A 15,490-nucleotide genomic window follows, 5' to 3' on the forward strand; every position below is an offset into this window, starting at 1 on the left:
GTCTCCGTCACATCACCAATGGACACAGTCTGGTGACACAGGACACTAGGTGGCTCCAGGCACGCGTTTCAACGAACACGCCGAGCTTCCCTTTTTCTTTTGAGCCTATGTGATCATCGGCCGGCAATGGAAACCGGGGGTGACCACCAAGGGTCGGGCCGACACTCCGAAGCGTCAACCCCTCCCCCGGGCACTGAATCTATCGGATCAACCCGACACCGCCGGCGCCTCCGGCGCCGTCACGTCGAAGGTGCTGCCCTTCTGCTTCATCAGCGCCAGCAGCACCCGGGCCTTCCGGTCGGTCTCCTCCGGACTCCCCCAACGCACCGTCGCACCCCCGCTGAGCTGCAGTTCGATGTCGTCGTACGAGTGCACCAGGACCGATCCGGCCCGCTTGGCGATCTCCGGCGGGAGCCCGGCGGCCACCGCCACCGCACCCTGCACCAGCTGGGCCCGGGAGATCACCCCGTCCACGTCCTTCGCAGACTGACTGAGCCGCAGTTCCACCACCGGAACGCCCTGCGGAGGGGCCGCCTCGGTGGCGAAGCTCACTCCGGAGGCATCCACCTGGGTGAACTGACCGTCATCCCCCTTGACGGCGGCGGCCGCCGTCCGCTGGACCACCTTGACCTGCAGGGTGTGCGGCCAGCCCCGCCACACCTCGGCCTTCCCCACCCGGGGGATCGCCTCCACCCGGCGCCGGACGTCGTCCAGGTCGACCCGGGCCAGCGGGCCGTCGGCCAGCCCGCCGACCGCCCCGCGGACCTGCTCGGACGTCAACTTGTCGTCCGTGGCGCCCTGGACGGCGACGTCGCGCACGTCCAGCACGGAGGAGAAGAACACCACCCAGGCCAGCCCGCCCAGCACCGCGGCGCCGAGCACGCTCAGCACCGCGATGCCCCGCCGGGAGAGCCGGAGACGGGGAGCGGACTCCTCCTCCAGCTCCTCGTCCAGAGGGTCGGCGAGCCGGCCGTCAGCCACGTCGGCGACCGCCCCGGTGGGCCTGGATCGCCTCGTACACCATCCCGACCAGCAGGTCGTCGGCGTCCCGACGGCCGAACTCGGCGGCGGCCCGGCTCATGTCCCACAGCCGCTGGGGGTCGGTGAGCACCGGCAGCACGTTCTGCAGCACCCAGTCCGAGGTCAGCTCGGCGTCGTCGACCAGCAGGCCACCGCCCGCCTTGACCATCGGCTGGGCGTTCAGCCGCTGCTCGCCGTTGCCGATCGGCAGCGGCACGAAGGCGGCGGGCAGGCCGACCGCGGCCAGCTCGGCCACCGTCATCGCGCCGGCCCGGCAGAGCATCAGGTCGGCGGCGGCGTAGGCGAGGTCCATCCGGTCGATGTACGGCACCGGGCGGTACGGCGGCATCCCGGGGACGTCGGCGACCTGCGGCAGCTCGTTCTTCGGGCCGACCGCGTGCAGGATCTGCACACCGTACTGCTGCAGCCGCGGCGCGATCGCGGTGATCGTCTCGTTGAGCCGGCGCGCCCCCTGGGAGCCGCCGGAGACCAGCAGGGTGGGCAGCCGCTGGTCGAGGCCGAAGTAGTGGCGGGCCTCCGGCCGGGTGGCGTTGCGGTCCAGGGTGGCGATGGTCCGGCGCAGCGGGATGCCGATGTACCGGGAGTCGCGCAGCTTGCTGTCCGGGGTGGAGACCGCGACGAAGTCGGTGTAGCGGGCGCCGATCTTGTTGGCCAGGCCCGGGCGGGCGTTGGCCTCGTGCACCACGATCGGCACCCCGGCCCGCTTGGCGGCCAGGTAGGCGGGCATCGCGACGTAGCCGCCGAAGCCGACCACGGCGTCGGCGTTGACCCGCTCGATGATCTCCTGGGCCGCCCGTACGGTGCCGCGCAGCCGACCGGGCACGGTGATCAGCTCGGGGGTGGGCTTGCGGGGCAGCGGGACGGCCGGGATGAGCTCCAGCTGGTAGCCGCGCTCGGGTACCAGCCGGGTCTCCAGCCCCTTCTCGGTGCCCAGGGCGGTGATCCCGACGGACGGGTCGTGCCTGCGGAGTGCGTCCGCGAGGGCCATGGCCGGTTCGATGTGACCGGCGGTCCCCCCGCCGGCGAGTACGACATGCACCGAAATTCACCGCTCCCTGCGTGCCGGTCCGGGGACCGGGCGCGCTGTGGTTCGTCGTCGTGGCAGCACCCGGGCCAGTCGCTTCCTGATCCGGGAGTTCTTGCTCCGGGCGGCCAGGGCCGCCTTCGCGCCCGAGGAACTGCGTGCCAGGCACAGCAGCACCCCGATCGCGGACATGGCCGACAGCATGGCGGAACCGCCGTAGGAGAACAGCGGGAGCGGGACGCCCGCGATGGGCAGCAGTCCCAGCGCCGACCCCAGGTTGATCATGGCCTGCGCCATGATCCAGGTGGTGGCGGCTCCCGCGGCGTACCTGACGAAGGGGTCCTTCGTACCGATGGCCACACGGATACCCGCGTAGCCTAGTGCCGCGAAGAGACCGATCACCGACAGCGTCCCCACCAGACCGAGTTCCTCGCCGGTCGCGGCGAAGATGAAGTCGGTGTGCGCCTCGGGGAGCTGGCCCCACTTCTCCACCCCCGCGCCGAGGCCGGTACCGAAGCCACCGCCCAGCGCGAACGAGTACACGCCGTGCAGGGCCTGGAAGCAGGCCCCGTCCGGGTCCAGCTTGGTGACCCCGATGCAGCCCAGCCGCTCGGCGCGGTGCGGAACGGTGATCACCAGGGCGGTGCAGACCACGACCGCCACCCCGAGGGTGGCCACGAACAGCCGCAGCGGTGCGCCGACCATCCAGAGCAGCGCGAACACCATGGCCACCAGGATCATCGAGGTGCCCATGTCACCGCCGATCATGATCAGCGCGAGCAGCAGCAGGGCGCCCGGCACCAGCGGCACCAGCAGGTGCTTCCAGGTGGTGAGGGTGCCGGCCTTCTGCTTGCGGGCGAGCAGGTCGGCGGCCCAGAGCACCAGCGCCAGCTTGGCGAACTCCGAGGGCTGGAACTGGAAGAAACCGAAATCCAGCCAGTTCTGGTTGCCGTTGATCCGCACCCCGATGCCGGGCACGGCGACCAGCGCGAGCGCGCCGATCACCCCGAACATCACCGGGTAGACGATCACCCGCAGCACCGCCACCGGGACGGAGGCGAAGCCGACCAGCAGGACCAGGCCGAGGATGGCCGCGATCAGCTGCTTGAGGAAGTAGTACTGCGCGGTGTGGTGCTGGTTCAGCGCCAGGATCTGCGAGGCCGAGAAGACCATCATCAGGCCGAGCACGACCAGCAGCAGGGTCGTGCCGACGATCAGCAGGTACGGCGTGAGCGGCCGGTCCAGCCAGTACCGGATGCGGGCCCGGAAGGCCTGCAACCGCCCCAGCGGACCGGCCGACTTGTACTTGGTCGTGGTGGCGGAGATCACTCGCCACGGCTCGGCGGCGTCCTGCTTGGTCGCACCGGAATCCGCCCTGCCCTGCCCCGCCACCGCTCCCCGCTCTCCCTCTTGATGCGGCTCGTTCGCCTCCGGGCCGCTCCGGACCCGACGCCGACGGTCGTCGCTCCGAGGCCCCTCGTTCCTCGGGGCCTCCTCGCTCCTCGCTTTCGGCGTCGGCGCGGCCCTTCGGCTCACTCGCCGGGGCCCGGGCTCACTCCCCGGAGGTGCCCGCCAGACCCCGGACGGCCGCCGCGAACAGGTCGCCGCGCTCGCCGTAGTTGGTGAACATGTCCATCGAGGCGCAGGCCGGGGCCAGCAGCACCGTGTCACCCGATCGGGCGAGCGATGCGGCCGTTCGAACGACCTCGGCCATCGCCACCGCGCCAGTCTGGCCCTCGGCCGCCTCGATCACCGGCACATCCGGAGCGTGTCGCTCCAGCGCCTCGCGGATCAGCGCCCGATCCTGCCCGATCAGCACCACCGCGCGCAGCCGCTCGGCCGCGCCCTGGACCAGGTCGTCGAAGGTCGCGCCCTTGGCCAGTCCCCCGGCGATCCAGACGATCGGCCGGTAGGCGGCCAGCGAGGCCGCTGCGGCGTGGGTGTTGGTGGCCTTGGAGTCGTCGATGTACGTGACCTCGCGGACGGTACCGACCTCGGCGATCCGGTGGGCGTCCGGGCGGAAGGCCCGCAGGCCCTCCCGGACGGCCTTCGGCTCGACCCCGTAGGCCCGCGCCAGCGCCGCCGCGGCGAGCGCGTTGGCGATGTTGTGCGGGGCGGGCGGGTTGACGTCCTCCACGGAGCCCAGTTCGGCCGCGTTCTTGGTCCGGTCCTCGACGAAGGCGCGGTCCACCAGCAGGCCGTCCACCACGCCGAAGTTCGACGGGCTCGGCGCGCCGAGGCCGAAGCCGATCGCCCGGCAGCCCTCCTCGACGTCGGCCTCCATGACCAGCGCCTCGGTGGCCGGGTCGGCCAGGTTGTACACGCAGGCCACCACGTTGCCCTCGTAGATCCGGCCCTTGTCGGCGGCGTACGCCTCCATCGAGCCGTGCCAGTCGAGGTGGTCGGGCGCCAGGTTGAGCACCGCGGCCGAGTACGGGCGCAGCGAGGGCGCCCAGTGCAGCTGGTAGCTGGAGAGCTCGACGGCGAGCACGTCGTACGGCTCCTCGGCTAGCACCGCGTCCAGCACCGAGACCCCGACGTTGCCGACGGCGGCGGTGCGCCTGCCGGCCGCGGTGAGGATCGAGGCGAGCATCTGGACGGTGGTGGTCTTGCCGTTGGTGCCGGTGACGGCCAGCCAGGGCGCGGGCTCGCCGGTGCCCGGCAGCGGCTTGCGCAGCCGCCAGGCCAGCTCGACGTCGCCCCAGACCGGGACGCCGGCGGCCTCGGCGGCGGCGAACAGCGGGCTGTCCGGGGCCCAGCCGGGCGAGGTGACGATCAGCTCGGTGCCCTCGGGCAGGCTCGCGCCGTCGCCCAGGCGCACCGCGACGCCCTGCGCCGTCAGCTCGGCGGCGCGGGCCTTGAGTCCCGCGCCGCTACCGCCGTCGACCACGGTGACGCTCGCGCCGAGCCCGTTCAGGACGCGTGCGGCGCTGATGCCCGAGACGCCGAGACCGGCGACCACCACGGGCAGGTTCTTGAAGTCGAAGTTCGTCATCCGGTCCGGTATCCCGCGTAGAAGAGGCCGAGGCCGACGGCCACGCAGAGGCCCTGGATGATCCAGAAGCGGACCACGACCAGCACCTCGCTCCAGCCCTTGAGTTCGAAGTGGTGCTGCAGCGGCGCCATCTTGAAGACGCGCTTGCCGGTCATCCGGAAGGAGCCGACCTGGATGATCACCGACAGGGTGATGATCACGAAGAGGCCGCCGAGCAGGATCAGCAGCAGCTCGGTGCGGGAGCAGATCGCCAGACCGGCCAGGCCGCCGCCGAGGGCGAGCGAGCCGGTGTCACCCATGAAGATCTTGGCGGGCGAGGTGTTCCACCACAGGAAGCCGAAGCAGGAGCCCATCAGGGCGGCGGCCACCACCGCGAGGTCCAGCGGGTCGCGGACGTCGTAGCAGGCACTGGTGGCGGAGATGGAGTAGGCGCAGCTCTGCCCGTACTCCCAGACGCCGATGAAGGTGTAGGCGCCGAAGGCCATCACCGAGGCACCGGTGGCGAGGCCGTCCAGACCGTCCGTCAGGTTCACGCCGTTGGAGGCGGCCGCGATCAGGAAGTACGCGAAGATGACGAACAGCACCGGGCCGATCGCCCAGTTGAAGTCGCGGACGAAGGACAGCTTCTCGGAGGCCGGGCTGAGCCCGCGGTCGTCGTGGAACTGCAGTGCCAGGACGGCGAACACCAGACCGACGATCGACTGGCCGGCCAGCTTCGCCTTGGCCCGCAGGCCCAGCGAACGGCGCTTGACGACCTTGATGTAGTCGTCCAGGAAGCCGACCAGGCCCAGACCGGTGGTCAGGAAGAGCACCAACAGCCCGGAGGCGGTCGGGCTCTCGCCCGTTATCGCCTTGGTGCCGAAGTACGCGATCAGGGTCGCCAGGATGAAGGCGATGCCGCCCATCGTGGGCGTGCCCTTCTTGCTGTGGTGCGCCTTGGGACCGTCGTCGCGGATGTACTGGCCGTAGCCCCCGCGGGCGAGCAGCTTGATCAGCGCGGGCGTGCCGACCAGCGAGAGGATCAGGCCGATCATCCCGGAGAAGAGGATCTGCTTCATCATCGGGCAGCACCGTCCGCGAGGAGGGCCTCGGCCACCCTCTCCAGTCCCACCGAACGGGAGGCCTTCACCAGGACCACATCCCCCGGCCGCAGCTGACTGCGCAGCAGTTCGACCGCCGCGTCCGCGTCGGACACCAGCACCGACTCCTCACCCCACGAACCTTCGTTCCTCGCGCCGAGTTCCATGCAGGCCGCCTCGCGTCCGCCGACCGCCACCAGCTTGGTGACGTCCAGCCGGACGGCGAGCCGTCCGATGGCGTCGTGCTCGGCCAGACTGTCCTCGCCGAGCTCCCGCATCTCGCCGAGCACCGCCCAGGTGCGGCGGCGCTCCGGGCCCCGGCCGCCCATCGAGACCAGCGCCCGCAGCGCGGCCCGCATCGAGTCGGGGTTCGCGTTGTAGGCGTCGTTGACGACGGTGACACCATCGGCCCGGTCGACGACCTCCATGCGCCAGCGGGACAGCGCACCCGCCTCGCCCAGGGCTGCCGCGGTGTCGTCGACGGTCATCCCGAGCTCCGTCGCCACCGCGGCGGCGGCGAGGGCGTTCGAGACGTGGTGCTCACCGTACAGGCGCAGCTGCACGGGCGCGGAACCGGCCGGGGTGGTGAGCGTGAACGATGGCCGTCCGGTGGCGTCCAGGCGAACGTCGGTCGCCCGGACGTCGGCGTCCGGCGACTCCCCGAAGAGGACCACCTTCGCCTTGGTCCGGGAGGCCATCGCGCGCACCAGCCGGTCGTCCGCGTTCAGGATCGCGGCACCCTCGGCGGGCAGCGCCTCGACCAACTCGCCCTTGGCCTCGGCGATCGCCTCCTGGGAGCCGAACTCACCGACGTGGGCGGTGCCGACGTTGAGCACCAGGCCGATCCGCGGCGGGGTGATCGAGGTGAGGTACTCGATGTCGCCCTTGTGCCGGGCGCCCATCTCCATCACCAGGTGCCGGGTGCCGTCCTCGACCCGCAGGGCGGTCATCGGGTGGCCGATCTCGTTGTTGAGCGAGCCGGGCGGGAAGACGGTCTCGCCGTGGCGCTGGAGCAGCTGGGCGATCAGGTCCTTGGTGCTGGTCTTGCCGGCCGAGCCGGTCAGCGCGACCACCGTGGTGCGCTCGGCGCGGGCGACCACGGTCCGGGCCAGCCGGCCGAGCGCCTCCACCACACTGTCGACCAGGACGGCGGGCACGCCGACCGGGCGGGAGGCCAGCACCGCGACGGCGCCGGCCCCGACCGCCACGGCCGCGTAGTCGTGGCCGTCGACGTGCTCGCCGACGAAGGCCGCGAACAGGCCGCCGGGGCTCACCTTCCGCGAGTCGACCTCGACCGGGCCGGTGACCAGGGTGTCCGGGTCGGCGCCGTCCAGGGTGCCTCCGACGGCTGCGGCCACCTCGGCGAGGGTCAGTGCGATCACTGCTGCTCTACTCCTCGGTCGCCCCGCTCGGCCGTGGTCCGCGCGATCGATTCGCGCAGTACCTCCCGGTCGTCGAAGGGGCGGATCTCGTCTCGTACGTACTGGCCGAGCTCGTGGCCCTTGCCGGCCACCAGCACGGTGTCCCCCGCCCCGGCGCGGGCGACCGCGAGCTGGATCGCCTCGGCCCGGTCGGGGACGACCAGGACGTCCCCGCGCTCGGCCTCGGGCACCGCGGCGGCGCCGGTCAGCATGCTGGCGAGGATCGCCAGCGGGTCCTCGCTGCGCGGGTTGTCGCTGGTCAGCAGGGCGGTGTCGGCGAGCCGGGCGGCGATGGCGCCCATCGGGCCGCGCTTGTGCGGGTCGCGGTCGCCACCGCAGCCGACCACGACGTGCAGCCGGCCCTTGGTGACCTCGCGCAGCGAGGCCAGCACGGCCTGCAGGGCGTCCGGCTTGTGGGCGTAGTCCACCACCGCGACGAACGGCTGCCCGCCGTCCACCCGCTCCAGCCGGCCCGGCACGCCGGGGACGGCGGCGATCCCGGCCACCGCCCGCTCCAGCGGCAGCCCGGCGGAGACCAGCACGGTGATCGCGGCCATCGCGTTGGCGACGTTGAACGGGCCGGGCAGCGGCACGGAGGCGTCGGCCCCGGCGCCGTCCGGACCGACCACCCGGAAGGTGGAACCGACCGGACCGAGCTCGACGTCCACGGCCCGCCAGTCCGCCCCGGCGGCGCCGGTCGCGGAGAAGGTGGTCACCGGGATCTTGGCCTCGGCGGCGAGCCGGCGGCCGTACTCGTCGTCCAGGTTGACCACCCCGTGGCGGGACTTGCCGGGCTGGAACAGCCGGGCCTTCGCCTGGAAGTAGTCCTCCATGTCCGGGTGGAAGTCGAGGTGCTCCGGCGTGAGGTTGTTGAACAGCGCGACGTCGTACGCCACCCCGTCGGTGCGGCCGAAGACCAGGGCGTGGCTGGAGACCTCCATGGTCACCGCGTCCGCGCCGCGCTCGGCCATCACGCCGAGGATCGCGTGCAGGTCGGTGGCCTCGGGGGTGGTGCGCTCGCTCTTGATCCGCTCGTCCCCGACCCGCATCTCGACGGTGCCGATCACGCCCGGGCTGCGCCCGGCGCCGCGCAGTCCGCCCTCGACCAGGTACGAGGTGGTGGTCTTGCCGTTGGTGCCGGTCAACCCGATCATCAGCAACCGCTCGGACGGGTTGCCGTAGACGATCGCGGCCAGCTCGCCCATCCGGGCCCGCGGTCGGTCCACGACCAGCAGCGGCAGGCCGGTGGGGGCGGCCAGTTCGGCGCCCGCCGGGTCGGTCAGCACGGCCACCGCACCGGCGGCCGCGGCCTTGGCCGCGAAGGCCGCGCCGTGGTGGTTGGCGCCCGGGAAGGCCACGTACACGTCGCCCGGGCGCACCGCGCGGGAGTCGTGGGTGACGCCGGTGACGGCGCCGCCCTCGACGGGCGGCAGACCCAGCCGGGCGGCCAGCTCGGTGAGCGGCAGAGCGGCGGTCCCGGTCGGGCGGGGCGGACTCACGGTGGTTTGATCGGGTTTCGGCACGGCGGGAAGGCTATCCGCCGAAGGGTGCCCAGGGCCAAACCGGGCCTTCGCCGCGCCGCCGTCCAGACCGGCCCGCTGGTTGCTCATCCTCGTTCACGGCTTCCACTCGACGGGCAGGTTCGGTGCCTGGCTACCACTCGGCGGGACCTGCATGGTCTTCAGGGTGAACTCCATCACCTGCTTGAACACCGGTCCGCACAGCTGGCCGCCGAAGTGGCCGTTGACCGGGCCCTGCAGGGTGCAGGAGACGGTGTAGCGGGGGGCGTCGGCCGGCGCGAAGCCGATGAAGGAGGCGGTGTAGCCGTCGTAGCCCTTGCCGTCGGCGGCCCCCCGGTTGGCGGTACCGGTCTTGCCGGCGACCCGGTAGCCGGGGATGGCCGCGTTGCCGCCGGTGCCCTGCTCGTCGTCGACGACCGACTCCAGCATCGAGGTCATGGTCTTGGCGGTCTGCTCGCTGACCACCCGGGACTGCTCGCCGGCCGGGGTCGGGACGTACTTGCCGTCCGGACCGGTGATGCCCTGCACGATGCTGGGCGCGACCCGCACCCCGCCGTTGGCGATCGTCGAGTACACCGAGGTCGCCTGCAGCGCGTTCATCTGGATCCGGCCCTGGCCGAAGGAGATGTTGTACTTCTCCGAACCGACCAGCTCCTCCGGCTTCTTGAGCATGCCGGCGGACTCCCCCGGGAAGTTCAGGCCGGTCGGCTGGGCCACCCCGAACTTGCGCAGGTAGCCGTCCAGGATCTGGTTGGCCTTCCCCTGGTCGCCGTCGCCGAGGGCCTCGACCGCCTCGATGGTGCCGATGTTGGAGGACTTGGCGAGCACCCCGGCCAGGGTCAGGTACCAGGTGTTGTGCCAGACGTCGTCCTTGAACTCCTGCCCGGCCCGGACCAGCCGGTTGGGCACGGTGACCTTGGTGTCCCAGTTCGCCTTGCCGGAGTCCAGCACGGCGGCCAGGCTCATCAGCTTGGCGGTGCTGCCCGGTTCGTACGCGTCCACCAGGGCCGGGTTGCCCATCTGGGCCTGCTTGGCCAGGCTCAGGTCGTTGGGGTTGAAGCCGGGCGCCGAGGCCATCGCGATGACCTGGCCGGTCTTCACGTCCTGGACGACGACATAGCCCTTCTCCGCACCGGAGTTGGCCACCTGGTCGGTGATCGCCCGCTGGGCGGCCCACTGGATGTCCCGGTTGATGGTCAGCTTGATGTCACTGCCGGCCACGGCCGGGTCCAGCGAGCCCCCGGCGGTGGGCACCAGCCGGCCGCCCGCCTGGGCGTAGCTGCTGCGGCCGTCCTTGCCGGCCAGCTGCTTCTGGTACTGCAGCTCCAGCCCGCCGGCGCCCTCGCCCTCGCCGTTGACGAAGCCGAGCAGGTTGGCGGCCAGGCCCTCGGCGGGGTAGATCCGCTTCTGGGTCTCCCGGTTGAACACCCCGGCCAGCGGGTTGGCGCACTCGTTGTCCACCCGGGTGCGCCCGCCCTGGTCGGCGGGCTTGCCGAGCAGCTTCTTCTGGGCCTGGCAGGTCCGCGAGCCGGACTGCTTCTCCAGGCCCGACTTGAGGTCGCTGATCTGGTTCTTGGCGGCCGGGGTCTGCTGCGCGGCGAGCCGCTTGTAGCGGGTCTTCGGGGTGTGCAGGTCGGCGGCGAGCTTGTCCTTGGACACGCCGAGGATCGGCGACAGCAGCGCGGCCGCCTGCTCCGGCGCGTCCGGGATGCCGGTCGCCTCCGGGGTGAACATCGCCGGGTCGGCGGTGATGTCGTACGCGTCCACGGTGGCCGCCAGCGCGACCCCGTCGGCGGACGTTATCGAGCCGCGCTCGGCGGTGATCGGGATGTTCAGGTAGCGGTTGGTGTTGGCGTCGGCGGCCAGCGCGTCGGCGTCCACCAGCTGGAGCTGCACCAGGCGCCCGGCGAAGACCGAGAACACCAGCGACAGCACCACGGTGATCACCCGCAGCCGGCGCTTCGGCTCGGCCAGCCGCAGCGCCTTGGGGCGTTGCGCCGGCCGGGACTTCGGGCGCGGCCGCACCGCCGCCTGGCTGCGGGCCGGCGGACGGCCCTCCGGGCGGCGCTGCTGCGGCGCGCGCGGGGTGCGGCCGACGGAGGCGGACTTGGCGGGCTGCGCCTTGGCCGACTGACCGCGCGCGGGCTGGACCTTCGCGGTCTGGCCCCGGGCGGGCTGGGCCTTCGCGGGTTGGGCCTTGGACGGCTGCGCCTTCGGCGGCTGGGCCTTGGCGGACTGGCCGCGTGCCGCGCTCTGGCCCTTGGCCGGCTGCCCCTTCGCGGGCTGGCCGCGCCCGGCGACGGGCCGGGCCGCGCCGGTGCGCGGCGGCTGACGGCGGCCGGACCCCGAGCCGGAGCCGGACGGCTGACGAGGCGTCGTCATCGGGTACCACCCCCGTGCTGGGCCGGCGCGGGTGTCACCGGGTTGAGCTGGATCACCGAGTCACCGGCCGAGGCGGCCGGGGTCGGCGGCGGTGCGGGTGCCTGGCCGGTCGGCTGGGCACTCGGAGAAGGGCTCGGCGAGGCGCTCGGCGCAGCACTCGGCTGGGCCGAGGACGGGGCCGACGGCTGGGCCTGCGCGGGGGTCTGACCGCCCGGCGCCCGCATCGGCCACGGGTCGACGGTCGACTTCTTCACCGGCGGGCTGTCCGCCGCCGGGCCGGGCGTGCCGATCACCTTGCCGCCGTTCGGCACGTCCAGGAAGGCCATCCCCCCGGCCGGGACCATGCCCAGCTCGGCGGCCCGCTTGGCCAGCGCGTCCGGGGCCGAGTTCTGGTCGATCTCGTGCTGGAGGCTCTGCTGCTCGTCGGTCGCCTTGGTGGTCTGCTTCTGCAGCCGGGACAGCTCGAAGGAGCCCTCGTTGAGCGCCGTGTTCAACGCCAGCAGGCCGAGCAGCCCCGCCGCCAGCAGCACCACCACGAGCACCGCGAACGGCGTGCGCCCCCGTACGGGGCGTCGCCCCGGCCGGACCGTGATCCGCGCCCTGCCCTGTCCGGGGAGTCCTCCCCGCCCCACCCGGACCTCACCGGCCACCGGCCCCACCGCTCTCCTCCGCCCTTCGGACCCCGCCGGAACCGTTCGTCAGCCCCGCTTGCTTCGGTCCCTGATCCTCTCCGCCACCCGCAGCCGCACGGGCGCGGCGCGCCGGTTCTCCTCGATCTCCTGCTCGGTGGCCAGCTCGGCCCCGCGAGTGATCAGTTTGAGCCAGGGCTGGTGCTCGTCCGGGATGAACGGGAGCCCCGGCGGGGCGGTGCTGGTCGACCCGGCGGCGAAGTACTGCTTCACCAGCCGGTCCTCCAGCGACTGGTACGACATCACGGCGATCCGGCCGCCGATCGCCAGGACGTCCAGCGCCCCCGGGATCGCCCGGTCCAGGACCTCCAGCTCGCCGTTGACCTCGATCCGCAGCGCCTGGAACGTCCGCTTGGCCGGGTTCCCGCCGGTCCGGCGGGTCGCCGCCGGGATGGCGTTGCGCACCAACTCGACCAGACGCGCGCTGTTGGTGAACGGTTCCTTCTCCCGCTCGCGCAGGATGACCGAGGCGATCTTCCCGGCGAACCGCTCCTCGCCGTACACCTTGAGGATCCGGGCCAGATCGCCGTGGCTGTAGGTGTTCAGCACCTCCGCCGCGCTGATCCCCCGGGTCTGGTCCATCCGCATGTCCAGCGGCGCGTCCTGGGCGTAGGCGAAGCCGCGGTCGGCCTCGTCCAGCTGCATCGAGGAGACGCCGAGGTCGAACAGGATGCCGTCCACCTCGTCGACGCCCAGCCGCTCCAGCACCTCGGGGATCTCGTCGTACACCGCGTGCACCAGGGTGGCCCGGTCGCCGAACGGGGCCAGCCGTTCGCCGGACAGCTTCAGCGCCTGCGGGTCGCGGTCCACCGCGATCAGCCGGACCTCCGGGAACTGGGTCAGCAGCGCCTCGCTGTGCCCGCCGAGGCCGAGGGTGGCGTCGACCACCACGGCACCGGGGCGCGAGATCGCCGGGGCCAGCGCGTCCATGCACCGCTGCAGCATCACCGGAACGTGCTTGGGACCCGGTTCGTTGGTGGTCATGCGCGGTGGCGCCCTTCCTCGGTGCGGAGCAGCCCGACGACCGGGAGCTCCGACCATTCTCGCCCACCGCCCGCCGACGCGACGACGCGGCCCGTGGTCCCCGCCCGCTCAAGGGGAAGGTCGTGACCGCCCGGCGCCGGGGAAGGTGCGCCAGGTGAACACGGAGCGGGTGGAGGCCACGGGCCGCATCGGCCGGGCCGCACGGCCGGGAACGCCCGGTTGACGGGTTCCGGCGGGTGTGCTCCAACGCTCCGCAACTCTATCGCGCGGCCCCTCCCAGTCAATGGTCCGCTCCGGCGCACCACCCGGGCGGCGGTACGGATCACCGCAGGTCGCGGCCGTCGGGACGGCCCGGCGGGGCCCCCGGGCGGAGGCCCGGGCCGACTCCCGCGCGCCCCTGCGGGCGACCGGGCGCGGACCCACTCCGGGACCAGCCCGGACAAACCCTCCCGTTGTCGCTATGCGCTCGCTCACAGCGGCGCGTTCTGTAGCTCTCCGCCCCACCGCACGACCCCGGATCGCACTAACGTCGCCCCCATGACAGTGACCCCCGACCGGCCCACGCCGAACGCCGCTGCCGACCCCGCCGGACCCACCATCATCGACCGCTTCGTCACGGCCAACCGCGAGTACGCGGTGACCTTCCGGGACGGCGGCATGGACGCCCGCCCGGTCCAGAAGATCGCCGTGGTGGCCTGCATGGACGCCCGCCTCGACCTGTTCGCGGCGCTCGGCCTCGAACTGGGCGACGCCCACGTCATCCGCAACGCCGGCGGCGTCGTCACCGACGACACCATCCGGTCGCTGACGATCAGTCAGCGCGCCCTCGGCACCCGCTCGATCGCCCTGATCCACCACACCGGCTGCGGCCTGCTCGGGCTCACCGAGGACTTCCGCCGCGAACTGGAACTGGAGGTCGGCCAGCGCCCGCAGTGGGCGGTGGAGGCCTTCGTCGACCTGGACGGCGACGTCCGCCAGTCCATGCAGCGGGTGCGCACCTCCCCGTTCCTGCTGCACACCGACGACGTCCGCGGTTTCGTCTTCGACGTCCACACCGGGCTGCTGCGCGAGGTCCGCTAGGCCTTCCGCCCGGCATTCGGGGACGGCCGAATGGTGACTTCCGGCCGCCGAACGGGGGAGAATGCGGCTGCCGGTCAGACCCCGAACCACCTGGGGCGGCCGGGCCGCAGGCCGCCCACCCGGCGCCGGGTCCTCCTTCGGAACCGCCCCCGGGACGGCCGCGTCAAGCATGGGGTGGGGGCCGGTCTCGGGTGAGGCGGGCACGGTGTGCCAGGGAGCGTAAACGGGTGACGAGCTACAACGATCAGGCCGGTCTCGGCAGTCCTGCGGGGGGCGAGCAGAGGGCGAACGGGTACGGTCCGATCGGGCTGCCGGAGCTCGCCGCGGTCGTGGACCGGGTCCGCGCCAACATCGAGAGCGTGATCGAGGGCAAGCCGGAGGCCGTCCGGATCGCCCTGACCGTCCTGCTCGCCGAGGGCCACCTGCTGCTGGAGGACGTGCCCGGCGTCGGCAAGACCATGCTGGCCAAGGCCCTCGCCAAGTCCGTCGACTGCACCGTGCGCCGGATCCAGTTCACCCCCGACCTGCTGCCCTCGGACGTCACCGGTACCAACATCTACGACCAGCAGCGGCACGACTTCGAGTTCCGCCCGGGCGCGATCTTCGCCCAGATCGTGGTCGGCGACGAGATCAACCGCGCCTCGCCCAAGACCCAGTCCGCGCTGCTGGAGTCCATGGAGGAGCGCCAGGTCACCATCGACGGCACCAGCTACGAGCTGCCCTCGCCGTTCATGGTCGTGGCCACCCAGAACCCGGTCGAGATGGAGGGCACCTACCCCCTCCCGGAGGCCCAGCGGGACCGCTTCATGGCCCGGATCTCGATCGGCTACCCCAGCCCCGAGGCCGAGTTCGCGATGCTCGACGTGCACGGCGGCGCCAACCCGCTGGACGACCTCCAGCCGGTCGCGCACGCCGCCGACATCCTCAAGCTGGTCGAGCTGGTCCGCACCGTGCACATCGCCGACCCGGTCCGCCGCTACGCCGTCGACCTGGTAGCCGCCACCCGCACCAGCCCCGAACTGCGGCTGGGCGCCTCGCCGCGCGCCACCCTGCACCTGGTCCGGGCCGCCCGCGCCGCCGCCGCGCTGGACGGGCGCGACTACGTCACCCCCGACGACCTCCAGCGCCTGGCCGTCCCGGTCCTGGCGCACCGTCTGATGCCGACCGCCGAGACCCAGCTCGGCCGCCGCACCTCCGAGCAGATCGTGACCGACCTGGTCGCCCGACTGCCGCTGCCGCGTCCGCAGGGCGGCCCGGCCGTCCGGAGGGGCTGAG

General features: G+C 72.6%; 12 protein-coding genes. 2 read left to right on the forward strand and 10 right to left on the reverse strand.

The annotated features are described in order from the left end of the window. Positions 1 to 207: 207 nt before the first annotated feature. From ACIP4P_RS40495 to rsmH, 10 genes are all read right to left on the reverse strand, one after another. Positions 208 to 981, reverse strand: a complete 774-nt coding sequence (locus ACIP4P_RS40495) for a cell division protein FtsQ/DivIB (protein WP_400928065.1) — start codon at positions 979 to 981, stop codon at positions 208 to 210. Further along, entirely contained in the window at positions 974 to 2,080 is a 1,107-nt protein-coding gene (murG, locus tag ACIP4P_RS40500; protein ID WP_350515614.1) for an undecaprenyldiphospho-muramoylpentapeptide beta-N-acetylglucosaminyltransferase, read from the reverse strand. Before murG ends, ACIP4P_RS40495 begins: the two co-directional genes overlap by 8 nt. A gap of 6 nt (positions 2,081 to 2,086) precedes the next feature. Further along, a complete protein-coding gene (gene ftsW, locus ACIP4P_RS40505) occupies positions 2,087 to 3,457 on the reverse strand; it encodes a putative lipid II flippase FtsW (protein ID WP_400928070.1) in 1,371 nt (456 codons plus the stop codon). Between the two features lie 160 nt (positions 3,458 to 3,617). Further along, positions 3,618 to 5,060 carry a UDP-N-acetylmuramoyl-L-alanine--D-glutamate ligase gene (gene murD, locus ACIP4P_RS40510; RefSeq protein WP_400928073.1) on the reverse strand — a complete coding sequence of 481 codons (1,443 nt, stop codon included), beginning with the start codon at positions 5,058 to 5,060 and terminating at the stop codon, positions 3,618 to 3,620. Further along, positions 5,057 to 6,118 (reverse strand): phospho-N-acetylmuramoyl-pentapeptide-transferase, encoded by a 1,062-nt coding sequence (mraY, locus tag ACIP4P_RS40515; protein ID WP_400928153.1) that lies wholly within the window; start codon positions 6,116 to 6,118, stop codon positions 5,057 to 5,059. Before mraY ends, murD begins: the two co-directional genes overlap by 4 nt. Then, positions 6,118 to 7,521, reverse strand: a complete 1,404-nt coding sequence (murF, locus tag ACIP4P_RS40520) for a UDP-N-acetylmuramoyl-tripeptide--D-alanyl-D-alanine ligase (protein WP_400928076.1) — start codon at positions 7,519 to 7,521, stop codon at positions 6,118 to 6,120. Before murF ends, mraY begins: the two co-directional genes overlap by 1 nt. Continuing rightward, positions 7,518 to 9,170, reverse strand: coding sequence for a UDP-N-acetylmuramoyl-L-alanyl-D-glutamate--2,6-diaminopimelate ligase (locus ACIP4P_RS40525; RefSeq protein WP_400928079.1), 1,653 nt, complete (start codon positions 9,168 to 9,170; stop codon positions 7,518 to 7,520). The genes murF and ACIP4P_RS40525 overlap by 4 nt, the downstream gene beginning before the upstream one ends. A 6-nt stretch (positions 9,171 to 9,176) precedes the next feature. Further along, positions 9,177 to 11,462, reverse strand: coding sequence for a penicillin-binding transpeptidase domain-containing protein (locus ACIP4P_RS40530; protein ID WP_400928082.1), 2,286 nt, complete (start codon positions 11,460 to 11,462; stop codon positions 9,177 to 9,179). Continuing rightward, on the reverse strand, positions 11,459 to 12,004 hold the full coding sequence (locus ACIP4P_RS40535) for a hypothetical protein (RefSeq protein ID WP_400928085.1): 546 nt from the start codon (positions 12,002 to 12,004) through the stop codon (positions 11,459 to 11,461). The genes ACIP4P_RS40530 and ACIP4P_RS40535 overlap by 4 nt, the downstream gene beginning before the upstream one ends. 156 nt (positions 12,005 to 12,160) lie before the next feature. Further along, positions 12,161 to 13,135 (reverse strand): 16S rRNA (cytosine(1402)-N(4))-methyltransferase RsmH, encoded by a 975-nt coding sequence (gene rsmH, locus ACIP4P_RS40540; protein WP_350515620.1) that lies wholly within the window; start codon positions 13,133 to 13,135, stop codon positions 12,161 to 12,163. Between the two features lie 537 nt (positions 13,136 to 13,672). Here rsmH and ACIP4P_RS40545 point away from each other — a divergent pair. Together ACIP4P_RS40545 and ACIP4P_RS40550 are read left to right on the forward strand one after the other, a co-directional pair. Continuing rightward, positions 13,673 to 14,215 (forward strand): carbonic anhydrase, encoded by a 543-nt coding sequence (locus ACIP4P_RS40545; protein WP_350515621.1) that lies wholly within the window; start codon positions 13,673 to 13,675, stop codon positions 14,213 to 14,215. A 302-nt stretch (positions 14,216 to 14,517) separates the two neighbouring features. Continuing rightward, positions 14,518 to 15,489, forward strand: coding sequence for a MoxR family ATPase (locus tag ACIP4P_RS40550; protein WP_350515657.1), 972 nt, complete (start codon positions 14,518 to 14,520; stop codon positions 15,487 to 15,489). Position 15,490: the final 1 nt, after the last annotated feature.

The organism is Kitasatospora sp. NPDC089509 (genome assembly GCF_044749365.1).
GTDB lineage: Bacteria > Actinomycetota > Actinomycetes > Streptomycetales > Streptomycetaceae > Kitasatospora.